General features: G+C 73.4%; 15 protein-coding genes. 9 read left to right on the forward strand and 6 right to left on the reverse strand.

Features of this window, described 5'->3' with window-relative positions; translation table 11 throughout:
• Nucleotides 1-96 precede the first annotated feature (96 nt).
• The 4 genes from IE274_RS35160 (at nucleotide 97) to IE274_RS35175 (ending at nucleotide 8,506) form a co-directional block, all read left to right on the forward strand.
• Nucleotides 97-801 carry a GntR family transcriptional regulator gene (locus IE274_RS35160; RefSeq protein WP_190119997.1) on the forward strand — a complete coding sequence of 235 codons (705 nt, stop codon included), beginning with the start codon at nucleotides 97-99 and terminating at the stop codon, nucleotides 799-801.
• A gap of 152 nt (nucleotides 802-953) precedes the next feature.
• On the forward strand, nucleotides 954-2,480 hold the full coding sequence (locus IE274_RS35165; protein ID WP_190119998.1) for a hypothetical protein: 1,527 nt from the start codon (nucleotides 954-956) through the stop codon (nucleotides 2,478-2,480).
• Nucleotides 2,481-2,667: 187 nt separating this feature from the next.
• Nucleotides 2,668-3,570 carry a hypothetical protein gene (locus IE274_RS35170; RefSeq protein WP_190119999.1) on the forward strand — a complete coding sequence of 301 codons (903 nt, stop codon included), beginning with the start codon at nucleotides 2,668-2,670 and terminating at the stop codon, nucleotides 3,568-3,570.
• A gap of 112 nt (nucleotides 3,571-3,682) precedes the next feature.
• Nucleotides 3,683-8,506, forward strand: a complete 4,824-nt coding sequence (locus IE274_RS35175; protein ID WP_190120000.1) for a hypothetical protein — start codon at nucleotides 3,683-3,685, stop codon at nucleotides 8,504-8,506.
• On the opposite strand, the gene IE274_RS35180 is transcribed toward IE274_RS35175, so the two are convergent.
• The 5 genes from IE274_RS35180 to IE274_RS35200 all read right to left on the reverse strand — a co-directional run bounded on the left by IE274_RS35180 (nucleotide 8,484) and on the right by IE274_RS35200 (nucleotide 15,759).
• Nucleotides 8,484-9,602, reverse strand: a complete 1,119-nt coding sequence (locus tag IE274_RS35180) for an aromatic ring-hydroxylating oxygenase subunit alpha (RefSeq protein ID WP_229910007.1) — start codon at nucleotides 9,600-9,602, stop codon at nucleotides 8,484-8,486. The two genes, IE274_RS35175 and IE274_RS35180, sit on opposite strands and share 23 nt — an antisense overlap.
• A 73-nt stretch (nucleotides 9,603-9,675) precedes the next feature.
• A complete protein-coding gene (gene solA, locus IE274_RS35185; protein ID WP_190120001.1) occupies nucleotides 9,676-10,863 on the reverse strand; it encodes an N-methyl-L-tryptophan oxidase in 1,188 nt (395 codons plus the stop codon).
• Nucleotides 10,864-10,868: 5 nt separating this feature from the next.
• The gene (locus tag IE274_RS35190; RefSeq protein WP_190120026.1) at nucleotides 10,869-13,298 is read right to left on the reverse strand and encodes a GcvT family protein; all 2,430 of its coding nucleotides are present in this window, start codon (nucleotides 13,296-13,298) and stop codon (nucleotides 10,869-10,871) included.
• A 185-nt stretch (nucleotides 13,299-13,483) separates the two neighbouring features.
• Nucleotides 13,484-14,569: an S-(hydroxymethyl)mycothiol dehydrogenase gene (locus IE274_RS35195; RefSeq protein WP_190120002.1), complete on the reverse strand. Its 1,086-nt coding sequence runs from the start codon at nucleotides 14,567-14,569 to the stop codon at nucleotides 13,484-13,486.
• Nucleotides 14,570-15,015: 446 nt separating this feature from the next.
• Nucleotides 15,016-15,759 (reverse strand): IclR family transcriptional regulator, encoded by a 744-nt coding sequence (locus IE274_RS35200; RefSeq protein WP_190120027.1) that lies wholly within the window; start codon nucleotides 15,757-15,759, stop codon nucleotides 15,016-15,018.
• Nucleotides 15,760-16,089: 330 nt separating this feature from the next.
• Here IE274_RS35200 and IE274_RS35205 point away from each other — a divergent pair, with 330 nt between their 5' ends.
• Complete coding sequence (locus IE274_RS35205) at nucleotides 16,090-16,515, forward strand: bifunctional 3-phenylpropionate/cinnamic acid dioxygenase ferredoxin subunit (protein WP_190120003.1); 426 nt, start codon at nucleotides 16,090-16,092, stop codon at nucleotides 16,513-16,515.
• A complete protein-coding gene (locus IE274_RS35210; protein WP_190120004.1) occupies nucleotides 16,512-18,005 on the forward strand; it encodes an NAD(P)/FAD-dependent oxidoreductase in 1,494 nt (497 codons plus the stop codon). Before IE274_RS35205 ends, IE274_RS35210 begins: the two co-directional genes overlap by 4 nt.
• A gap of 144 nt (nucleotides 18,006-18,149) precedes the next feature.
• Here the strand turns inward: IE274_RS35210 and IE274_RS39820 are convergent, their stop codons facing one another.
• Nucleotides 18,150-18,887 carry a hypothetical protein gene (locus IE274_RS39820; RefSeq protein WP_229910009.1) on the reverse strand — a complete coding sequence of 246 codons (738 nt, stop codon included), beginning with the start codon at nucleotides 18,885-18,887 and terminating at the stop codon, nucleotides 18,150-18,152.
• Between the two features lie 581 nt (nucleotides 18,888-19,468).
• Between IE274_RS39820 and IE274_RS35220 the strand changes: the two genes are divergently transcribed.
• Genes IE274_RS35220 through IE274_RS35230 form a run of 3 tightly spaced genes read left to right on the forward strand, consistent with a single transcriptional unit; the run spans nucleotide 19,469 to nucleotide 23,469 of the window.
• Nucleotides 19,469-22,621: a sensor histidine kinase gene (locus tag IE274_RS35220; protein ID WP_190120005.1), complete on the forward strand. Its 3,153-nt coding sequence runs from the start codon at nucleotides 19,469-19,471 to the stop codon at nucleotides 22,619-22,621.
• Nucleotides 22,618-23,058 (forward strand): roadblock/LC7 domain-containing protein, encoded by a 441-nt coding sequence (locus tag IE274_RS35225; protein WP_190120006.1) that lies wholly within the window; start codon nucleotides 22,618-22,620, stop codon nucleotides 23,056-23,058. Before IE274_RS35220 ends, IE274_RS35225 begins: the two co-directional genes overlap by 4 nt.
• A 9-nt stretch (nucleotides 23,059-23,067) precedes the next feature.
• Nucleotides 23,068-23,469, forward strand: coding sequence for a DUF742 domain-containing protein (locus IE274_RS35230; RefSeq protein ID WP_030360376.1), 402 nt, complete (start codon nucleotides 23,068-23,070; stop codon nucleotides 23,467-23,469).

Consider the following 23,469-nt stretch of genomic DNA (forward strand, 5'->3'; position numbering starts at 1 on the left):
CAACGTAGAGGATTGTTCAACGATCCCTCAATACCCATGTTGTCTCGTTCTTGTATCTGCGGTTGAATCCGGGCATGGCTGAGGGGATGGCTGATCATGGCTGAACTGACCGGTCTCGCCGACGACCGCGCGCTCCTGGGGCGCACCAGCACGGCGGAGCGGGTCGCGGACATCCTCCGGAGCCGCATCGCCGAGGGGTACTTCCCACCCGGCACCCGGCTGTCGGAGGACAGCATCGGCGGCGCGCTCGGCGTCTCCCGCAACACCCTGCGCGAGGCCTTCCGGCTGCTCACCCACGAGCGGCTGCTCGTCCACGAACTCAACCGCGGCGTCTTCGTGCGGGTCCTGACCGTCGAGGACGTCGAGGACATCTACCGCACCCGGCGCCTGGTGGAGTGCGCCGTCGTGCACGGCCTCGGCCGCCCGCCGTACGCCGTGGACGCGCTCGCCGGAGCCGTCGCCGAGGGCAGGTCCGCCGCGAGCCGCCGGGACTGGAACGGCGTCTCCACGGCCAACATCCACTTCCACCGGGAGCTCGTCGCGCTCGCCGGGAGCGCCCGCACCGACGAGCTGATGCGCAGCGTCTTCGCCGAACTGCGGCTCGCCTTCCACGTGGTGGACGACCCGCGCCGCCTCCACGAGCCCTACCTGGTGCGCAACCAGGAGATCCTCGACGCTCTCCGGTCCGGTCTGGGCCCGAAGGCCGAGCGGCTGCTCGGGATCTACCTGGACGACTCGCTCCAGGGTCTTGTCGACACGTACGCGCGCCGGGTGGCGGCGGGCGGGGCCGGGGCGGGCTGACGCACGCGAGTCAGGCTGACGTACGCCGGAGGGCTGACGCGCGCGGGGAGGGGCTCGTCCGAGGGGCGGGCCGGGGTTCCGAGGCAGGTCGGGGCGGCGGGGCATCTGCGTCGTTTCGACCGTTGTCAGACCGAGGACCTAGTCTGTGCACCGTGACTTCGCCTGCCGTACCGGACTCCGTTCCGTCCCAGCTCAGCGCGGGGCCGCGGCCCGCGCCGGGCCCGGCCGCCGACGAGGGCCTGGCACGGCGCCTGCGCGCGCTCGCGTGCACCGCGCCGCTGCACGACCTGGACGCCCGCAAGGCGAACCTCGCGGGGGAGTATTCGGTGTACGCGATGGCGGAGGTGGCCCTGTCCGCCATCGACCTCGTCACGCTGAACATGGACTTCGACACCGGCGCCGACCACGACCAGGTCGTCGCCCGGCTGCTGCCCCGCGTCGCCGCCCAGGCCCCGCGCCGCCCCGTCGCCGAGCACGAGCGCGTCGCCCGCTGGGTCCTGGAGAACCTGATCAACGTGGGCAGCGTCGACCGCGGCTTCCGCGCGGTGTACGGCACTTTCGACCCGGATGGGACCTATGTCCGGCGGGACTACGACTTCAAGCTGATCGAGGAGGTTCCCGGGTACGGCGGCGGTGTCTGCCTGCGCACCACCGACGAGGCCGTGAACGTCCTCGTGGGCGCCCTCGACACCGACGTGACCAGCGCCCAGATCGCCGCCGAGGTGAAGCTGGAGGTCCTGATCAGCCGGGGCCGCCTCGCCGACGCCCAGCTCGCCGCCGAACAGGCGCGGTACCGCACCGTGCAGTACTCGGAGACCCTCCGCAGGGCCCTCGACGCGACCCGGCGCAACGTCCGCGCGGTGGACTGGCTGCAGTCCGTGCCGGACATGATCGCCGAGGCCCTGGACCACGTGGCCGACCGGTACCGCCACGAGAACGCGATCCTGACGAACATCCGCAAGGCCCGCGACGAGTCCGAGGACCCCGAGCACAAGCGTCGCGCCGCCGAGCTCGTCGACATCGTCAAGGACTGCATCCGCCGCCACACCCAGCTCCAGTCCCGGCTCCTCGAAGCGGGCCCCCTGTTCCGCGCCGAGCAGGACCGGCAGGCCTTCGCCACGCCCACCGCCCGCGCGGGCCTCGACCTGTACGGCCAGTTGGTCGCCCCGATCCTGCCGCTCCCCGCCGAGCAGGCGATCCGCGTGACCGACGCCTTCTTCGCGCGCGGGACCGGCCTGCGCACGCCCGTGTCGGTGCGGGTCGGCGACCTCGTCGACATACTGCTCACGCCCCCGCAGGAGCGCGAGCACCTGGGCGCGGAGATGCCCGAACCCGACCTCATCGCCACGCCCGACGACAGCCGCTTCAGCGAGGAGCAGCTGGCCAGTGCCATGGAACTGCTCGCGCTGCCGCCCGACGCGCCCCGCCGGCTCTCCGGGCTCCTTGCCGAAGCCCGCCGCCGCGACCCCGAACTGCCCTACCTGGTGGCCCTGCTGGCCGTCCACGCCGCGAGCCCGCCGGTCGGCACCGCCTACCGCCAGGGCGAGCAGCAACTGCTGTTCGCCGTGGACGACGGCACCGACCTCGACGACCCGGAGTTCGGCGGCGCCGACCTCATCGTCGGCACGGCACTGCTCGACGCGGTGGGGATGGCGGCGGACCGGACGGAGGCGGCCTGATGACCGAGCCGACCCCGCACCCCGGACGGACGGCCACGCGCACGACGTCGCGTCGGCCGCGGGCGACCCCGCACCACGTACCAGCGACCCCGCACCACGGACCAGCGACCCCGCCCCACGCCGATCCGACCACCACTCCGCCCCCGCACCACGTACGACCGACCGACCGCACCAAGGAGCCCCAGCCGTGACCGATCACCCCGCAGAGCACGCCGCGTGGGGCGAGCCGGACGCCGCCGCGGCCCCGGCGGCGGCACCCGCGGGCGCCGCCGTCACCCCGGCCGACGCCGCCGACGCGGCCCGCCTCGTCGCGTTCGGACTCCAGCCCAAACTCCAGCCCGCCCGCGACCAGGAGTACGGCGAACTGCTCCGTCGGTACCGCGAGGACCCGCCGTTCGCCCGCCTCGCCGACGCCGTCGCGGCCGGGCTCGGACTCGTCGTCCTGGAGGTGTCCCCGCGCGCGGGGATGGCGGTGACCGCCGCCGAGGACTCCGTGTTCGCCGTCCGCATGGGCGACTACGCACGCCGCGCCGCCGCCGACTCCACCGACCGCTTCCTGCACGGCCTCGCCCACCTCGCCGTCGCCGCCATGGCCTTCCCGCGCCCTGAGGACCTGGCCGACGACGGATACATCGGCCGCGTCACCGTCAACGGAGTGGACGCCTTCGTCCGGCAGGCCTGCCGCCGCCTGGAGGAGCGCGCCGAGGAGCAGGGCGAGAACACCGACCCGGCGTCGGACGCCCCGGGCCTGGAGTCCGCCTGGCGGATCTGGGCGCGCCGCAGCTCCACCGGCGCCACCAAGGACGCGCGCAGGCTCGCGGGATCGACCACCGGCATCGTCGGCAAGGCCGCCGCGTTCCTCACCGACTCCGGGTTCCTGCAGCGCACCGGCGACGACTCCGGAGGGACCTACCGCACCACCGCGCGCTACCAGCTCCAGGTCCGCGACATGGCGGGCACCGCCGCCATGGCCGAACTCCTGGAACTCGGCGTCGTGCCCGTCACCGACGGCTCCGCGACGCTGCTGCCCCCCGACGACACCGACGACCTGGAGCTGGCGGCCGACGCGGGCCTGCCGTTCCACTCCTGACGCACGCGGGACGGCAACCGGCCGCCCCGCCCGAAGCCCCCCCCAAGTACCACTGCCCTTCAACGTTTCACCACGTTTCGTCCCGCACGACTTACGACGAGAGTCCGCCGCCATGTACGAGCTGTCCCGGGTCCGCCTCTACTCCATCGGCCCTGCCGGTGCGCGCTACGCCGACACCGTGCTGGACCTGCGCGGTGTCGGCGACGTGGTGCCCGACCCCGCGCCCGCGCAGGCGGAGTTCTTCGAGGAGGAGCCCGTCGGGCCGCCGCGCCGCCCGGCGCCCGCCGGCGTGCTCTTCCTGGAGAACGGCGGCGGCAAGTCCGTGCTGCTCAAGCTGATCTTCTCGGTGATGTTGCCGGGCCACCGGAACACGCTGGGCGGCGCCAGTTCCGGCGTGCTGCGCAAGTTCCTCCTGGCCGACGACTGCGGACACGTCGCCCTGGAGTGGCAGCACACCCTCACCGGTGAGAGCCTCGTCGTCGGCAAGGTGAGCGAGTGGCGCGGACGGCAGGTCTCCAACGACCCGCGGAAGTTCGCGGAGGCCTGGTACTCCTTCCGGCCCGGTCCCGGGCTCAGCCTGGACTCGCTGCCGGTCGCCGAGGCCACCGCCGTACGCCCCTCCGTGGAGGGCGCGTCCGGCGCACAGGGGCGGCGGCGCACCATGAAGGGCTTCCGGGACGCCGTCATGGAGGCCACGAAGGCATACCCGCACCTCGAAGTGCACTGGGAGGAGATCCACGACCGCTGGAACGAACACCTCGGGGACCTCGGCCTGGACCCCGAACTGTTCCGCTACCAGCGCGAGATGAACGCCGACGAGGGAGAGGCCGCCGGCCTCTTCGCCGTCAAGAAGGACTCCGACTTCACCGACCTGCTGCTGCGCGCCGTCACCGACACCCGGGACACCGACGGCCTCGCCGACCTCGTGCACGGCTTCGGCAACAAGCTCGGCCGTCGCGCCGAGCTGATCGCCGAACGCGACTTCACCGCGGGCTCCGTGGACCTGCTCGGCCGCATCGTCGACGCCGCGGACACCCGGGCACGCGCGCGTGACGTGCACGCGGGCGCGGAACGCCGCACCCGCACCCTCGCCCGGCGCCTCTCCGCCCGCGCCGTCGAGGAGCGCGGCCGTGCCGCCGAACTGGCCGAGCAGGTCACCGCCGCCGCGCACACCGTCACCGCCGCCGAGCAGGCCCGCGGCCGCTCCGCGCTGATCGCCGCCGAACTCGCCTACCGGCACGCCTCGCTGGCCCTCACCGTCGCCGAGAAGGCCGCCGCCGCCCAGCGTCGCGAGCTCGCCGACGCGCGCACTCTGCACTCCGCGTGGCAGGCCGCCGAGGCCGTCCTGCGCCACCGTGCCGCCGCCGACCGCTCCGCGCGCGTGGCCGTCGCGATCCGCGAGGCCGAGCGGGACGCCGCCCCCGCGCTCGCCGCCCGCGCGAAGGCCGCCGCCGACCTCGTCCGCGCCCTGCACACCGCGGCCGAGGGCGCGGAATCCCTCGCCAACGAAGAGGAGGAGCGCTCCGCCGCCCTCCAGGAGACCGGCGAGGTCTCGCACCGCGACGCCACCACCGCCGCGACCGAGGCGCAGCGCGCCCGCAGCGAGGCCGGACACCTGCGCCAGCGCCTCAGCGAGGTCGAGCAGGAGACCGCCGAGGCGGTCCGCGCGGGCTGGCTCGACGACAGCACGCCCGACGCCGACCCGGCCCGCGCCGCACTCGCCGCCAGCGACGCCGAGAAGACAGCAGTCACCGCCTGGGACGAGGCCCGCGAGTCCGCCCGCCGGGCCGCCGACCAGGCCAAGGAGGCCGCCGCGGCCGAGGCCCGCGCCGAGCTGACCGCGGCCCGCGCGGAGGACGCGGCGACGGCCGCCGAGCAGGCGCACGACGCGGAGAGCCGCACCGCCGACTCCCTCGCGCAGGACGAGCGCCTCGCCGAACTCCTGGGGCTGCCGGGCGGGTCCGACGCGAGCGGGCGCGGTGGGGTGCCACAGCCGCGGCACGCCGGGGCCGGGACAGGAGCGGACGGGGGCGCCGTTGACGGGGCGGGGGAGCCTTCGGGAGCCGCCGCCGGGGGTGCGCGCGGCGCCCAGGGGGCGCACGGCGACCACGTCGCCCAGGGCGGAGGCACGGGCCCCGAGGCCCACCACGGCACCACCCCGGGCGACGCCGCCACGACCACCTCCGCGCAGGCCCTCGCTGCCCCCGTCGCCCCCGGCCTCACCTCCGCCGAGCTGGACCGCAGCGCCGACGACCTGAAGACCCTCCTCGACGACGGAGTGGCCGCCGCCGAACGGCAGTTGTTCGAGCTGCGGACCGCCGCCGCCGACGACTCCCGCATCCTCGGCGCGCTCGGCGACGGGGGCCTTCTGCCGCCAGGGCCGGACGTCCTCGCCACCGTCGAGTTCCTCGGCGAGCACGGCATTCCGGCCCTCCCGGGATGGCGTTATCTGGCCCAGGCCGTCGACCCGGCGGACCACGCGCGCGTGCTCGCCGCCCGCCCTGAACTGGTCGACGGCGTCGTCATCACCGACCCGGACACGCACGCCCGCGCGCGCGAAGCGCTCACCGGCGCCGCGCTGCTGCCGCGCTCCACGGTCGCCGTCGGCACCGCCGCAGCCCTCCTCGCCCCGGTGCCACACGCCGACGGCGCCGCCGAGGACTCCGGTGCCGTCTTCCTCGTACCGCCGAACCCCGCCATGCACGACGAGCACGCCGCCGATGAGGAGCGGCAGGCCCTGCGGGCGCGCACCAACCGGCGTGACGACGAGATCCGTACGCTCGCCCTGCGCCTGGCCAAGGACCGGGAGCTGGCCGCGCGGCTCGCCTCCTGGCGCTCCGGCTGCCCCGCGGGACGCCTCGCCGAGCTGGCCACCGCCGCCCGGGACGCGCGCGCGTTCGCGGAGGAGGCGGAGGCCGAGCTGGCCGAGGCTCGCACCGCACGCGCCGAGGCCGACGAGGCCGCGGCCGACGCCGCACGCGTGCGTGACGAACGCCAGGAGGGCGCCCAGCGCGCCCGCCGCGCCGCCGACGCGCTCGCCGGGCTCGCGTTCCGGCTGCGCGAGCGCGCGGGCTGGCAGACCAAGCTGCGCGAACTGGCCGACGACGCCGTGGAGTCGGAGGCCCGCGCCCAGTCCTGCCTGGACCGCGCCCGCGCCGCCGACGAGGACCGCCGCGCCGCCCAGCGCGCCGCCGACGACGCCCGCCGCACCGGGCGTGCCCTGCGTGCCGAGCGCGCCGAGATCGCGGGCGCCCCCGAGGACGTACCGCTGGACCAGGGCGCCCCCAAGACCTCGCTGCCCGCCCTCCGCGAGGCGTACCGCGCGGCCTCGCAGCTCTACGAGAAGGTCGGCGTCGGCGCCGACCTGCGCGCCGAACAGGCCCGCGCGGAGAGCGACGAGAGCGCCGCGCTCGCCGAGCTGGACCGGCTCAGCAACAAGGTGCGCACCCGCGCGGCCCAGCTCCTCGAAGGCACCGACGGCGCGGACGGGCCCTCCCGGCAGGCCGCCGCCGCCCGCGCGGAGGCCCAGGTCCAGCTCATCGAGTCGCGCGCCTCCACCGCAAGCGAACAGCTCGGCCGACTGCGCGGTGAGGCCGAGCGGCACGCCCCCGAGGACGGCGATGCGCACACCGAGCTCCCCGAAGAGCTCGTGCCCGCCGACGCCGAGCAGGCCCAGACGCTGCTGCGCACGGCCACGACCGAACTGGCCACCCACACGGAGGCCTTGGGCCGGGCCAAGGAGGCGCACGCCGCGCTCCTGCACACCCACCGCGCCACGGAGGACGCGGCCGGCGGGTTCGACGAGACGTCGGCGCTCCTGCGCGACCTGCTGCGCGAGCACCACGACACCGAGGACGAAGAGCGGCCCGCGCCCTACCCCGGCACCCTGGAGGAGGCCCGCCAGGCCGCCGCCGAGGCCCGCCGCTCGCTGCGCGGCTGCGCCGCCGACCTGTCCGCCGCCGAGTCGGCCGTCCGCGAGGCCAGCGACGTGCTGGTCCGGCACGCCAACTCCACCCGGTACGAGCAGGTCCGCACCCCCGCCCGCCAGCAGATCCGCGAACTGCCCGCCTCCGCCCTGCCCGAGCACGCCAAGAAGTGGGCCGACGCCTTCGCGCCCCGCCTGCGCGTGCTCACCGACGAGCTGGAACAGCTGGAGCGCAACCGCGACAGCATCGTCGACCGCCTGCGCGGCCTGGTCGAGTCGGCGCTCGCCACGCTCCGCTCCGCCCAGCGCCTCTCCCGGCTGCCCGAGGGCCTGGGGGAGTGGTCCGGCCAGGAGTTCCTGCGCGTCCGTTTCGACGAGCCCGACCAGGCGACGCTCACCGAGCGCCTCGGCGAGGTCATCGACGAGGCCACGCGCGCGGCCGTGAAGAAGAACTCCGACCTGCGCAGGGACGGCATGTCGCTGCTGCTCAGGGGAGTTCAGGCCGCCCTCGAACCGCGCGGCATCGCCGTGGAGATCCTCAAGCCGGACGCCGTCCTGCGCGCCGAGCGAGTCCCGGTCGGGCAGATGGGCGACGTGTTCTCCGGAGGCCAGCTTCTGACGGCCGCCATCGCCCTGTACTGCACGATGGCGGCCCTGCGCTCGAACGACCGGGGCCGCGACAAGCACCGGCACGCGGGCACGCTGTTCCTCGACAACCCGATCGGCCGCGCCAACGCCACGTACCTCCTGGAGCTCCAGCGCGCCGTGTCGGACGCCCTCGGCGTCCAGCTGCTGTACACCACCGGCTTGTTCGACACGACGGCACTCGCGGAGTTCCCGCTGGTCATCCGGTTGCGCAACGACGCGGACCTGCGCGCGGGCCTGAAGTACATCAGCGTCGAGGAGCACCTGCGGCCGGGCCTGCCTCAGGAGCAGCAGGCCCCGGCCGGGGAGACGGTGCACGGGGAGATCACGGCGACACGGATGTTCAAGAAGCCAGCCGCTGGATGAGCCAGTCGTGGAACGCGCCGATGTGATGCTCGGTCGGCACCAGGACACCGCCCTGCCGGTACGCGCGTGAGCCCATCGCGGGCTGCGTGCGCTCGCATGCTGCGAAGTCCTGCTCGTTGACCCGGTGGAACAGCTCGACGGACTTCGACAGGTCCGCTCCGGCGGCGACGACGTCGGGTGCGTACAGCCAGTCGCACTCGACCACCGTGCGGTCCACGGCCAGCGGGAACATGCGGTGCAGGATCACGTGGTCCGGGACGAGGTTGACGAACACGGCCGGTTTGACGGTGATCGCGTAATAGCGGCGGTCCTGGTCCTCGGAGACATCCGGCAGCCGCCCGAAACCCGGTGAACCGTCCACTGTGAATCCGCTGACGTCATCCCCGAAGGCGGCACCGTGTCCTACGTAGTACTGCGCCGCGAAGCCGTCGGCGAACTCCGGCAGGACATCCGTCAGCTCGGGATGGATGGTCGCGCAGTGGTAGCACTCCATGAAGTTCTCGACGATCAACTTCCAGTTGGCGCGCACCTCGTAGCGGACACGGTGGCCGAGCGCCAGGTCCTGGGTGCGGTACCGCTCGATGGACGCCGGGTCACCCAGGCGTTCCCTGGCCTCGCCGATGACCGTGTCCTCGAAGGACGGCGGCGAATCGGCCAGGCACACCCAGGCGTAGCCAAGCCACTCCCGCAGCGCGACCTCGACCAGGCCGTACGCGGTGCGGTCGACGTCGGGCATCCGCGTCAGGTTCGGCGCCGCGATCAGACGACCGTCCAGGTCGTACGTCCAGGCGTGGTACGGGCACTGGAGGCTGCGCCGGACCTGGCCCGCCTCGTCCGCGCACAGGCGGGCGCCACGGTGGCGGCACACGTTCAGGAAGGCGCGCAGGCCGCCGTCGCGGGCACGGGTGATCAGGACGCTCTCACGGCCGACCTGGACGGTGCGGTACGCGCCCGGGCGGTCGAGGTCGGCGGCGCGCACGGCACAGCACCACAGGGCCTCGAACAGGCGCTCCTGTTCCTGGAGGAAGACGTCGGGGTCGGTGTAGTAGTGGCCGGGCAGCGTCGCGATGAGGCTCGCGGAGACCTCTGTCGTCACGTCCGTACTCCTCAGACGGGCGCCGCGGCGGGCGCGGTTCGCTCTGACGGGCGCCCCAGGGGCGCGGGCCGGGTCAGACCGGCGCCGTGGCGGGCGCCGGATCCAGCGGGCCGGTGATCCGGCGGGGGTCGAACAGCTCGATGGGGTGCTGCGTGGTGCCGTCGAGCGCCAGGTCGGCGACGATCTCGCCGACCACCGGCACGAACTTGAAGCCGTGCCCGGAGAAGCCACAGGCCACCGTCACCGACTCCGGGTGAGCCGGATGCCGCGTGATGACGAAGTGCTCGTCGGGCGTCGTCGTGTACATGCAGGTGGCGGCCTTCAGGAGGCGCCCGGGGAGCAGCGGGATGTGCCGCGCCATGTGGCCGGCCATCGCCGCGACCTCGTGCGGATGGACCGTGCGGTCGATGGTCTCCGGAGTGCACACACTGCCGTTCCGGAAGTACGCGACCTTCACCCCGAGGTCGGGGCCGTCGATCGACGGGAACCCGTAGGCCTGGACACCCGCCTGGTCCTCCCAGACGTAGATCGGATGGTGCTCCGGCAGAAACGGGCCGACGCCGCCCGTCGGTTGGAACCAGTACATGATCTGCCGCTCGATGGTGAACGGCACCCCCAGGTCCGCGAGCAGCCCCGGCGCCCACGCGCCCGGACAGATCACCAACTGGCCCGCGGTGTACGTGTCGTCGGGGGTGTGTACGCGCACCCCGTCCCGGTACGGCTCCCAGCGCGTCACCGGCTCCTCGAAGTGCAGGTCGGCGCCCTGGCGGGTGGCGAGCTGCAGATGCGCGGCGACCGTGTGCTCCGGCCGGACGAGACCCGCGCGCTCCTCGTACAGCGCCACCTCGTCGTCGCGCGGCGTGAGCGTCGGGAAGCGGCGGCGGATCTCCTGGGCGTCCAGCATCTCGTGCGGAAGCCCCCAGGTCTCGGCGGAAAGGCGCGCTCCGGAGACCACCTTCCCGTCCGGACGGCCGACCATCACACCGCCGCACAGGGTGGCGATCTCACGGCCGGTGTCCTGTTCGAGCTTTTCGTAGAGCTCGTACGCGCGCAGCAGCAGCGGTACGTACGCGGGGTCCTCGAAGTACGACTGCCGCGTGACCCGGGAGCCGCCGTGGCTGGAGCCCCGCTGGTGCACGGGGCCGAACTTCTCCAGGCCGAGGACGCGGGCACCGCGCGCGGACAGGTGGTGGGCGGCGGCGCTGCCCATGCCGCCCAGGCCGATCACGATCACGTCGTAGCTGGGAGTGGTCGGGGACACGTCGGTCACCTCCGGATCCGGGTCATCTCGGGGTCGAAGAGCGGTTCGTCGGTGACGGTCGCGGAGACCTTCTCGCCGAAGTACTCGATGTGCGTGCTCGTACCGGCGGCCAGCGGCGGCAGCCAGGCGTACGCGACGCAGCGGCCCAGCGTGTAGCCGTACGCGGCGCTGGTGACGTATCCGGCGGGCGCGGTGTCGCCCGGGGCCGCGAACACCGGTTCCTTGCCGAGGACGACGACCGCGGGATCGTCCAGGAGGAGCGCGGTGAGCTTGCGGGTGAGGGGGCCGCGCCGCTCCAGGGCCGCGCGGCCCACGAAGTCGCCCTTGTCCATGCGGACGGCGAAGCCGACGCCCGCCTCGTAAGGGTCGTGTTCGGCGGTCATGTCCTGGCCCCAGGCGCGGTAGCCCTTCTCCAGGCGCAGGCTGTTGAAAGCGCTGCGCCCGGCGGCGACGACACCCAGCTCCCGCCCCGCCTCCCACAGCGTGTCCCAAAGGCGAAGTCCCAGGTCGGCGCTGGTGTACAGCTCCCAACCCAACTCGCCCACGTAGCTCAGGCGCAGCGCCGCCACCGGCACCTGGCCGAGGTGGGTCTCGCGTGCCTTGAAGTAGCCGAAGGCCTCGTGCGAGAAGTCGTCGCGGGTCAGCGGCTGGACCAGGGCGCGGGCCAGCGGCCCCCAGACGCCGACGCAGCACGTCCCCTGGGTGATCTCCCTGATGTGGACGTCGTCGGGCGCGTGCGACTGTAGCCACGTGAGATCGGCAGGGGAGTTGGCGCCGACCTGGAAGCGGCCGGGGGCGAGCCGTGCCACGGTCAGGTCGGAGCGGATGCCGCCCGCCTCGTCGAGAAGGAGGGTGTAGGTGACCGAACCAGGCTTCTTGCGAACGTTGTTGGTGGTCATGCGCTGAAGGAAGCCGAGGGCTCCGGGGCCGGTGACCTCCAGACGGCGCAGCGGCGTCATGTCGTACAGGGCGACCCGCTCGCGGGTGGCGCGCGCCTCCGCGGCGGCGACCGGCGACCAGTACCGGCCGGACCAGGCGTCCCGCTCGGGCACGTCCACCTCGGCGGCGAGCGCGGCGTTGGCCTCGTACCAGTGGGGCCGCTCCCAGCCGCCGCCCTCCAGGAACACCGCGCCCAACTCCTGCTGCCGGGCGTGGAACGGGCTGACCCGCAGGGGGCGCGGCTCGTCCAGGGGCTGCAGCGGATGGATGACGTCGTAGACCTCGACGAACTGCCGGGCGCCGCGCTCGGCGACGTACGCGGGGGAGCGCTGGGCGTCCTCGAAGCGGGTCAGGTCGCAGTCGTGCACGTCGGTGGCGGGCCTGCCGTCGACCATCCACTCGGCGACGGCCTTCGCCACGCCCGCGGAGTGCGTGACCCACACGGCCTCGGCGAGCCAGAAGCCGCGCAGCGCCGGGGCCTCACCGAGCAGCGGCATACCGTCCGGAGTGAAGGAGAAGACACCGTTGAAGCCCTCATCGACAGCCGACTCCTTGAGCGCGGGCAGCAGCCCGCAGCAGTCCTGCCAGCTCGGCGCGAAGTCCTCTTCGGTGAACGGGTACGAGGACGGCATGACCAGACCGCGGGCCGTCGCGTCGTCGTACGCGGGCACGGCGAACGGGTCGACGGGCAGCGGGCGATGGGCGTACGAGCCGATGCCGATGCGGTCCGTGTGCTCGCGGAAGTACAGGTCGCGGTCCTGGAAACGGAGGATGGGACGGGACGCCTCGGTCCGTGGGTCGTTGAGGCCTGCGAGTTCCGGCAGGGGGAGGGTCCGCGCGTACTGGTGGGCGAGCGGCTGCAGCGGTACGTCGACGCCCGCCATCCGGCCGATCACCGGCCCCCAGAAGCCCGCAGCCGAAACGACGTGGTCGGCCGGGAAGGTGCCGCGGTCGGTGACTACGCCGGTGACACGGCCCTCCGCACGCTCGATACCGGTGACGGTGTGCCGCTCCAGGAAGCGGGCGCCGCGGCCGGTCGCCCGGCCGAGCTGTGCACGGCAGGCGAGGACGGCGTGGGCCAGGCCGTCATCGGGTGTGTGCAGGCCACCGAGCACCTGGCCGATGTCGAGCAGTGGCCACAACTCCTTGCAGCGCGCGGCGTCGACCAGTTCGGCGCGGATGCCCCAGGATGCGGCGAGGCCCGCCTTGCGGTGCAGGTCCGCCCAGCGCTCCGGCGTGGTGGCCAGCTCCAGGCCGCCGACCGGGTTGAAGCAGGAGAGCCCGTCCACGGTGAGCTCGCCGAACTTCCGCACGGTGTAGGCGGCGAACTCGCTGAGTGTCTTGGACGGGCTGGTCTGGAAGACGAGCCCGGGTGCGTGCGAGGTGGAACCGCCCGGGGCGGGGAGCGGGCCCTGCTCGAGAACGGTGACGTCGGTCCAGCCGCGGGCGGTCAACTCGTCGGCGAGGGAGCAGCCGACGATTCCGGCGCCGATGATGACGACTCGGGGGGTGGGCGTTTCGCTTTCGCTGGGTGCGGGTGCGGGTGCGGGTGCGGGTGCGGGTGCGGGTGCGGGCGTCGTGGCTGGCGCTTGCGCTGGAGCTGGCGCGTGGGTGGGGAGGGCGCCTCGCCTCGGGGTGTCACCGCGCACTTCGGGGGAGTGCGGGTCGTGTCGTACGCCGGTCACAGGACCACCACCGATCGCAGCACCTCGCCGCGCTGCATCCTGGCGAACGCCTCCTCGACCTCGTCGAGGGCGATCTTCTCCGTCACGAAGGCGCCGAGGTCGAGCCTGCGGCTGAGGTACTGGTCGACGAGCAGAGGGAAGTCCCGCGTGGGCAGACAGTCGCCGTACCACGAGGACTTGAGGGCGCCGCCACGCGAGAACAGGTCGATCAGCGGCAGCTCGACGGCCATCGCCGGGTCGGGCACTCCGACCTGGACGAGCACGCCCGCGTGGTCGCGCATGTAGAAGGCCTGCTGGTACGTCTCGGGGACCCCGACCGCGTCGATGGCGACGTCGACGCCGAAGCCGCCGGTCAGCCCGCGCACCGCCTCGACGGGGTCGGTGCCCCGGGAGTTGACGGTGTGGGTGGCCCCGAAGCGGGTGGCTCCGTCGAGCTTGGCGTCGTCGACGTCGACGGCGATCACGCGCCGCGCCCCGGCGAGCGAGGCCCCGGCGATCGCGGCGCAGCCGACACCGCCGCAGCCGATGACGGCGACCGTGTCGCCGCGGCCGACGTTCCCCGTGTTCACGGCGGCCCCGTACCCGGCCATCACGCCGCAGCCGATCAGGCCCGCCGCCTCCGGCCGGGCCGCCGGGTCGACCTTCACGGCCTGGCCCGCTGCGACGAGCGTCTTCTCGGCGAAGGCGCCGATGCCGAGCGCGGCGCTGAGGGGAGTGCCGTCGAGCAGCGTCATGGGCTGTGCCGCGTTGCGCGAGCCGAAGCAGTACCAGGGGCGTCCGCGCAGGCAGGAGCGGCACGTTCCGCAGGGCGCGCGCCAGGCGATGACCACGTAGTCGCCGGGCACCAGGCCCCCGGCGTCGGCGCCGACCGCCTCGACGGTACCGGCGGCCTCGTGGCCGAGCAGAAACGGGAAGTCGTCGGAGATCGCGCCTTCCCGGTAGTGCAGATCGGTGTGGCAGACCCCGCAGGCCTGCACGGAGACAAGTGCCTCTCCCGGTCCGGGATCCGGCACGACGATCGTCTGCACCTCGACGGGTGCGCCCTTCTTCGCGGCGACGACGCCACGGACCTCGTGTGGCACGGCCAGGCTCCTCGACTCGGGTCGTCTTGTTGCGTACTCCACGATCGGTTGCGCTATGAGAGACATCGTGAGAGCGACATCAAGGAGCCGTCAAGAGGCCGGAGGCAACCCTCGGCAAAACGCTTTGGGTGTCGCGAAACGGGGTCGGCGGGCAAGGGGGCGCGGGCCGGGAAGGTTTGATTCCGCGCGCTGGGGGCGTGCCTGGGTGCCGCCTGGGGTGCGGGGTTCGGTGGGCTCCGTGGAGCGTCGAAAAGGCAGCTCGGCGAGGCACCGGGCAGGCCGCCCGGCGAGGAGGGGCGGTGAGGTGTGTGGCGCCCGGTCTACGGGCGCGGGGACGCCGGGGCGCCTTGAGGCGGGGCGCCAAGGAGGGCGGCCGGGGCGCGCGCCGGACCGCGGGCCGGCCGGGGGCGGGCCGCGCCCCTACGCGGCCCCCGTCCCCGCGGCTCTCAGAAGCCGTACCCCATCCGCCGCGACAGCTCCACCGCCGCCGCGACCGTGCGCTTGGCCAGCTCGGTGAGCCGGTCCTCCGTCAGCCGATACACCGGCCCGGAGGCACTCAGCGCCCCGATGACCTTGCCGTCGTGCGCCCGCACCGGGGCCGCCACGGCTGCCAGCCCCACCTCGAGCTCCTCCACCGCGATCGCGAATCCCTGCTGGACGACGGCCTCCAGGTCGCGGCGCAGCGCCACGGTCCCGGTCACCGTGTGCTCGGTGATGCGGGGCAGCGTGCGGGCGATCTGGCCCTCGCGCAGGGTCGTCGGGAGGTGCGCGAGCAGGACCTTCCCGCTGGAGGTGGCGTGCAGCGGGGTGCGCCGGCCGAGCCAGTTCTGGGCGGTCACGGACGCGGGGCCGCGGGCCTGCATGATGTTGACCGCGGCGTCGTCGTCGAGGACGGCGATGTTGACCGTCTCGCCCAGTTCGTCCGCCAGCTCACGGCAGACCGGGCCGCCCTCCTGCGAGATGTCCATCCGCACGGCCGCCGCTCCGGCGAGACGAAGGACGCCCGCGCCCAGGAAGTACTTGCCGCGGTCCTTCGCCTGCCCGACGAGCCCTCGGTTCTCCAGCACGCCGAGCAGCCGGAACGCCGTCGACTTGTGCACCCCCAGCTCGTCGGCGATCTCCGTGACCCCGACCTCGCCGTGTCGGGCGAGGATCTCCAGGACGCTCACCGCGCGGTCCACGGACTGCACGGAACCGGCGGGCGCCTTGGACTGCGGCTCGCGCGCCTCGCGTGGCTTCTCGGGTTCTTTCGCGCGCCCTTCCCGGCGCTCCTTCGGGGCTGCTTCCTGGTGCGGCTCCTCGTTCTGGCCAGGCTGTTTCCGCGTGCGGGTCATATCTCAACTCTCACCACTCGGCGGCCGCTCGGAGCCGCGTCCCAGGGAGCCCCTTGACGCGATGGGCATCCCACCGGATTCTGTTGCGCATAGCGCTCTCTGGTGCGCCATATGAAACTTCATGCTACCGAAGAGTCCTTGGCCCGAACGGTCCCGGACCGGGCCGACAGATCCAGAGGAGGGCCCGTGATTCCCGTCTGCCGCCTTGAAGACCTCCCTGCGGGCGAGTCCGTCCGTCTCGACACCACACCCCCTGTCGCGGTGTTCAACGCCGATGGCGCGCTGTACGCCGTCGACGACACCTGCAGTCATCAGGACGCCTCCCTCTCCGAGGGTTGGCTGGAGGGCTGTCTGGTCGAATGCCCGCTGCACGCCGCCTCATTCGATCTCCGTACCGGAGAGCCGACGTGTCTTCCGGCCCGCCGCCCGGTGCGCACCCACCGCGTGAGCGTGGTCGACGGAACCATCCATGTCCACCTTGCCGACCCGACGGCAACCCCCGTCCCGGCCTCAGCTCCCCTCACAGCCGCCGCCTCCCTGTCCGCCCCCGCCGCACTCGCCGCCTCCGGCCCCGGGCGAGGCTCGTTGACCGGTGAGGGATCCGCCGCATGAACACCGTCACCGTCGTGGGCGCCTCCCTCGCCGGGCTCTACGCGGCACGCGAACTGCGCGCCCAGGGCTTCGACGGCCGCCTCGTACTCGTCGGCGCCGAGCCCCACCTGCCGTACGACCGCCCACCCCTCTCCAAGGCCTTCCTCACGGACACGGACAGGGCCGCGTCCACGCCCACAGTCACGGACAGCGCCGGGGCCAGCGCCACGGGCACCGGCGCGAGCCCAGACAGGGAGCACAGCCCCGCCACCAGGACCTCACCCACCACTGGTACCGCTCCCGGCACCGGAATCCACGCGCCGTACGAGTCCGCCCCCGAGAGTCAGCTGGCCCTCACCGACCCCGAGCTCGCCCTCACCGACCCCGAGGAAATCACCGACCTGGCCGCCGAATGGCTCCTCGGCGTCCACGCGACCGGCCTCGATCAACACGGCCGCGCCGTCCTCCTCGACGACGGCCGCACCGTCGTCACCGACGGCGTCGTCATCGCGACCGGCGCGTCGGCCCGCCGCCTGCCGGGCCCACAGCCCGCAGGCGTCCACACCCTACGCACGCTCGCCGACGCCCGCGCCCTGCGCGCCGACCTGACCCGCGGCCCCCGCCGAGTCGTCGTGATCGGCGGCGGCTTCATCGGCGCGGAAACCGCGTCGTCGTGCGTCGCTCTGGGCCACGACGTCACCGTCGTCGAGGCCGCCCCGCTGCCCCTGATCCCCCAACTCGGCCCGGACATGGCCATGTTCTGCGCCGACCTGCACCGACAGGGCGGCGCCCGCCTGCTCACCGGAACGGGCGTGGCGGGCCTGCACCGCATGGCCCCCGCATACCCGTCCGGCGACGCATACTCGTCCGGCGACGCGGCCCAGCCCGGCGGCACGGATCCATCGGGTGCCACCGACCGGCCCGGCGCCACCGCCCTGGGGAGTTCCCGGACCCGAAGCTCCAGGACCGAGAGTCGCGGCCCCGCAAACCCCGGCCACGTCACCGCCGTAGAGCTGTCCGACGGCCGCATCCTGCCCGCCGACGTGGTCGTCGTCGGCATCGGCGCCACCCCCAACACCGGCTGGCTCTCCGGCACTTCGCTCGCCGTGGGCGACGGCGTCCTGTGTGACGCCGGCTGCGTCGCCTCTCTCCCGCAGGTCGTCGCCGTGGGAGACGTCGCCCGCGTGGGCGGAGTCCGCGCCGAGCACTGGACGAGCGCGACGGAGCAACCCCGCGTCGCCGTACGCAACCTGCTCGCCGCCCAGACCGTGGAGACCGTCACCGCGCTGCCGTACTTCTGGTCCGACCAGTACGGCTCCCGCATCCAGTTCGCCGGACACCGCCCCGCCGACGCCACCGTGCGGATCACGGAGGGCAGCCCGGACGACGGCGGTTTCCTGGCGCTGTACGAACACGCGGGCCGGGTGGCAGCCGCGCTGGCGGTCAACTGCCCGCGCCCGTTCATGAGGACGCGACGCGAACTGCGGGCCCAGCGGACAGCCACGGTCTGAGCATCACCGCCGACCACCGCCGACCATCCCCGATCGTTGCCGCCGACCCGCCGACCCGCCGACCCGCCGACCCGCCGACCCGCCGACCCGCCGACCCGCCGACCCGCCGACCCGCCGACCCGCCGACCCGCCGACCCGCCGAGATCAGGAGTGCGACAACTGCCCCTGCCCGGCCTGGCTCCGTATGCCCTCCTTGGTGCGGGCGGTCACGCGCGCCTGCCTGCGCGCGCGACGCCGCTCACGCCGCAGCCTGCGTGCCGTGCTGCTGGGCATCGAGACCACGCCATTGCGCTGGTTCCACACCTGGCGGGTCACCCAGACGTCGCACACGGCCCACGTCGCCACGACCGTGCTGGCGACGCTGCTCAACACCATGGGGAAGGCCAACCAGGATTCGGCCATCGCGCAGAAGAACGCCGTCATCGCCTGGATGAGGGTCAAGGACACGATGAGCACGGCCCGCACGGCCGCCTTGCGGACGGGGTCGGGCAGTCGCGGCCGACGCGCGGGCTCGTCGACCCACAAGGGCCGCCGCTCCGCGTACTCCTCGTCGAGCAGTGTCTCGCTGGGAGGCCGCCGCTCCGCCGCCTCGGAAGACTCGCGGCCGTCCGAAGTCCCGGACGCCGCACGCCGCCCCAGAGTCCGCGCGCCCCCGCCCCGCTCAGCCGACTGCTCGCGTTCGACTCGTTCCTTGGCCGCTCTAGCCCCACCGCTCCGGGCGCTGCCACCCTTTCTCCCCGAGAGCCGCGTGGCAGATGTCGCCCCGCCTGTGCGCTTCCCCGTCAACTCCGTGCCCGTGCCCGCCTCGCTGGCGCTCGCGGACTTCTCCGACTTCTCGGACGTCTCGTTCCCGGACGCCCGTTGGCGTTGTGTCGTGCCCATCAACTCGTCCCTCCCCCCGCTGCCTTGCCCCTGCCGCTGTACTGCCCGTGCCTCGCGGCCGGCCGATCGAGAGTTCCCATGTTCGACTCTCCGCCTTGCTGCCCGTTTTACGCTGCTTTACGTCATGCCGCCAGGGCTCCGACGTGCAACCGTCCGCCGCCCCGCTCCCGCCTGCCCCTGCGCCCCCGTGCCGCCCGGCACCCACACCACCCGGTCCTCGCGTGCACCCGCTCTCGTACTGATCGACGAATGAACGACGCGGAAGATTCCCGCCTCCGCCGTTCGGATCCCCCCGGATAGGAGATCCCCATCCGGTGCCAACGGTTCCACGCAGCGAACAGTTCAGGCCAACTGGGCCTACTGGTACGGGTGATGGGGTCGTCTGGCAGGTGCCACATGCGGGAGGCAATCTCCCCCAATGGGCGGACAACTATGGATGCCCCTTTCGCGTCACGGCTGAAAAGCATGCGGACGTGCCTTCGAGTTGCGCGTGTGTCGGTAGTAGGCTCGCGCCGTTTGTTGACGCACATGCGTGCCCCCGGCCAACGCGCGGCTTTGAGGGGCCCGAACTGGGGGAGGCCATGCGCTTTCGCGGGAAGTCAATCCGCCGGAAGATCGTGGCATTGCTGCTCGTGCCGCTCGTGTCCCTCACGGCGATCTGGGGCTTTGCCACCTTCCTCACGGGTCGCGAGGCGAACAAGCTCATCGACACGGCCTACATCCTCGACGACCTGGCCAGACCCCTCCAGGACACCGCGGAAGTGGTGCAGGAGGAGCGGCGCCAGACCCTCGTCTACCTGGCCGACCCCCGTGCGTCGGACGCGCTCGCCGCGCTGCGCCGCAGCCGAGGAGCCACCGACAAGCTGGTCGCCAAGATCGAGTCCAAGGCACGGAATTCCGACGCCCGTGAGGCGCTCGACGGCCAGTCGGAGGAGCGCCTGAACGTCGCGCTGGACGCCTTCAAGGGACTCGACGCGCTGCGCCGCACGGTCGAGGAAGGCACGATCAGCCGGGACAAGGCGTTGGAGATGTACACGCGCCTGACCGACCCCTGCTTCGGCTTCCTGATGACTCTCAACGCCCTCGACGACGTGGGCGTCACTGCGGAAGGCCGTGCGCTCGTCGGTGTCGGCCAGGCCCGTGAAATGCTGTCCCGCGAGGACGCGTTGATCGGCTCCGCCCTGGTCGCGGGCACTGTCACCAAGGGAGAGACCCGTCAGGTCTCCGACCTCGTGGCGCAGCGCGGCGTGCTCCTCGACAACAGCCTCACTCAGCTCCCCGACAACGAGCGGGCCCGCTTCGAGCGGTACTTGAACGGCGCCGAGACGAGCCGTCTGCGCGACGTCGAGCAGTCCCTGCTGGACGCCGACGCCGGCACCCTCCGCGGGATCACGTCCAGCGACTGGGACCGCGAGTCGGACAAGGTCCTCACCGGCCTCGCCGACCGCACCGAGGACGCCGTCGACCGCCTGCGCGACCGCGCCCGCCCGCAAGCCATCAGCGTCATCGTGCAACTCGCCGTCGCCGGTGTGCTCGGCCTCATCGCCGTGCTCCTGTCCATCTTCCTTTCCGTACGCATCGGCCGCAGCCTCATCCGCGACCTGCGCCGCCTGCGCCTGGAGGCCCACGAGGCGTCCGGTGTCCGCCTGCCCGGCCTGCTGCGCCGTCTCGCGGCGGGCGAACAGGTCGACGTGGAGACCGAGGCACCACGCCTGACGTACGACAAGGACGAGATCGGGCAGGTCGGCCAGGCGCTCAACACCCTGCAGCGCGCCGCCGTCGAGGCCACCGTCAAGCAGGCCGACCTGCGCCGCGGTGTCTCCGAAGTGTTCGTCAACCTTGCCCGCCGCAGCCAGGTCCTGCTGCACAAGCAGCTCACGCTTCTCGACACCATGGAGCGCCGGACCGAGGACACGGACGAACTCGCCGACCTCTTCCGGCTGGACCACCTCACCACCCGCATGCGGCGGCACGCCGAAGGCCTCGTGATCCTCTCCGGCGCCGCCCCGTCGCGGCAGTGGCGCAAGCCCGTCCAGCTCATGGACGTCGTCCGCGCCGCCGTCGCCGAGGTCGAGGACTACGAACGCATCGAGGTGCGCCGCCTGCCGCGCATCGCCGTCACCGGCCCCGCGGTCGCCGACCTCACCCACCTGCTGGCCGAGCTCCTGGAGAACGCCACGGTGTTCTCGCCCCCGCACACCGCGGTGCAGGTCCTCGGGGAGCACGTCGCCAACGGCTTCACCCTGGAGATCCACGACCGCGGCCTCGGCATGGCCTCCGATGCGCTCCTGGACGCCAACCTCCGCCTCGCCGAGACCCCCGAGTTCGAGCTGTCCGACACCGACCGTCTCGGCCTCTTCGTGGTCAGCCGCCTGGCCCAGCGCCAGCGCGTCCGCGTCTCGCTGCAGCCCTCCCCGTACGGCGGCACCACCGCCGTCGTGTTCATACCGGAGTCGCTGCTCACCGACGACGTGCCCGACACCGGAGGCGTCGGCTTCCGCCTCGACCGGCCGCAGCCGCAGAAGTCCGTGGGCGCCGACACCGCGAATGACCGCAGCGCCGCGCTCGCCCAGGTGCCCGTCGAACTGCCCGGCCTGCCCGCGTCCCTCCTGGACGGGCCGGTCGAACTGGAGGCGCCCGTCGGCATGGCCGGCCTGGACGGCTTCCCGGGGGCCCTGGAGGACGAGGACAGCGAGCGCGGCGGCCTGTTCCGCCCGCGCCGCCGCGTCGGCGAAACCGCCGGAGAGCAGCACCAGCTGGCCCGCGACGCGCGCGAGCCCGCCCTCGACGAGCCCGCCCGCGCAGCCGACTCCGCCGGTCACGACGCCGTGCACCTCGAAGAGCCCCTGGACGACGAGCCGGTCGCAGGCGGCACCGTGCCCCTGGCACGCCGCCGCACGCCGAAGCTGGTCTCCTCGCACGGCCGCCGCGTGGGCCCCGGCCGCCCCCGAGACACGGACGTGGGCCCCGCCCGCACTCGCGACACCGACCCCGCCGACCCGGACAACGACGACGACCCCGCCCGCCGCGACACCGGCGCCGCGTGGCCCGGCCGCGGCCCCGCCCGGGACTCCCGGCCCCTGGGCCAGGCACCCACCGACACCCGGTCCGGCGCAGGCCCCGCGCGCGGGGGACTCGACAAGCGCGTACGCGACGGACTCGGCATCCCGGCGCGCGCCCCCTTCGACACCTCTGACCCCTCCGGCGGCGCGGGCGTCGACCTGCCGCGCCGCCCCAGGCCGGACGCGGGCTGGCCCGACCTCACGCCGCCGCGCCCCCTGGGCCCGGACACCCCGGCCGACCCGCAGCCCCTCCTGCCCCGGCGCCGCCCGATCACGGACGCGCCGCGCGCCACCACCCGCACCGAGACAGCACCCGGTGCGGACCGGGCGGCAAGGACGGACAGAGGACCCATGGACCGGGCCGCAGGCAGCACGGACACGCCGCCCCGGACGGCGGGCAAGGACCAGGGCGCGCCGACCCCCGGCGGGCTGCCCCGCAGGGTCCGGCAGGCGAATCTCGCCCCCCAGCTGAAGGACAGCCCCGACCGCCGCACAGAGCTGGACACGACCCCGGCGAGGGCCGGAGCGGAGGAGCGCGACGCCGACGAGGTACGCAGCCGAATGGCTTCGCTCCAGCGCGGCTGGCAGCGCGGCCGCGAAGAGAACGCCGTGGGCGATGACGTCCCGGACGGCGCAGCACCAGGAACGACATCTGAGGGGGACGGTCGATGACCGCACCGAAGGCCGACGCACGCACCACCGCGACCGGGGGATCGGGAGAGCTGAACTGGCTCCTCGACGACTTGGTGGAGCGCGTCGCCAGCATCCGCAAAGCACTCGTGCTCTCCGGGGACGGCCTGCCCACGGGCGTGTCGAAGAACCTGACCCGCGAGGACAGCGAGCACCTTGCCGCCGTCGCGTCGGGATTCCACAGCCTGGCCAAGGGCGTGGGGCGCCACTTCAACGCGGGCAAGGTCCGCCAGACGGTGGTCGAGCTGGACGACGCCTTCCTCTTCGTCACGGCGGCGGGTGACGGCAGTTGTCTGGCCGTCCTCGCGGACGCCGACTCCGACGTCGGTCTGGTGGCGTACGAGATGACGCTGCTGGTCAAGAGGGTGGGTGTGCACTTGGGTTCGGCGCCACGCACCGACCTGCCCACGGGAGGGTAGTGGGAGGGCATGAGCGACGACGACGGTCAGGCCGCTATGCCTCACTGGTTCGACGACGACGCCGGTCCGGTGGTGCGCCCGTATGCCATGACACGGGGCCGCACCACCAGCCCCGCCCAGCACCGCCTCGACCTGATCGCGGTCGTGATCGCGGAGTCGCACGCCGAGGAGACGGAGGCCGACCAGACGCTGTCCCCGGAGCACGTGGACATCGTCGGCCTGTGCCGCGACACCCCGCAGTCCGTCGCGGAACTCGCGGCGGAACTGGACCTTCCGATCGGTGTGATCCGCGTGCTGATCGGTGATCTGGTCGACGACCAACTGGTGCACGTGACCCGCCCCGTACCCCCCGCCGAGCTGCCGGACGAGAGTATTCTGCGCGACGTGATCAACGGCCTCCGGGCGCTCTGA

This window comes from Streptomyces flavofungini (assembly GCF_014650815.1).
Classification (GTDB): domain Bacteria; phylum Actinomycetota; class Actinomycetes; order Streptomycetales; family Streptomycetaceae; genus Streptomyces; species Streptomyces flavofungini.